The organism is Sporosarcina sp. D27 (genome assembly GCF_000586555.1).
In the GTDB taxonomy this organism is placed as follows: domain Bacteria; phylum Bacillota; class Bacilli; order Bacillales_A; family Planococcaceae; genus Sporosarcina.
Genome location: NZ_AZUC01000024.1, coordinates 1 through 308, shown reverse-complemented (window position 1 = coordinate 308; position 308 = coordinate 1). Strand labels below are relative to the sequence as shown.

General features: G+C 46.4%; 2 tRNA genes. Both read right to left on the bottom strand.

Features of this window, described 5'->3' with window-relative positions:
- Positions 1 to 83: 83 nt before the first annotated feature.
- Positions 84 to 159: transfer RNA gene (locus tag N693_RS0106040), tRNA-Ala, on the bottom strand.
- Between the two features lie 15 nt (positions 160 to 174).
- Positions 175 to 251: transfer RNA gene (locus N693_RS0106035), tRNA-Ile, on the bottom strand.
- Positions 252 to 308: the final 57 nt, after the last annotated feature.

Genomic DNA, 308 nt, shown 5'->3' with positions numbered 1-308 from the left:
CACTACGAATAGTGTCCGACTTGGTTGATTGTCTTGATTTGTTGCTTCAATGTCGTTTTATCTAGTTTTCAATGAACAATTTTTGGTGGAGCCTAGCGGGATCGAACCGCTGACCTCCTGCGTGCAAGGCAGGCGCTCTCCCAGCTGAGCTAAGGCCCCAAAACGAAATATAGATGGTGGGCCTAAGTGGACTCGAACCACCGACCTCACGCTTATCAGGCGTGCGCTCTAACCAGCTGAGCTATAGGCCCATCTTTTTATTTAATGAAGGAAATATTCAACATAACCCTTCAAAACTGAACGCAAAA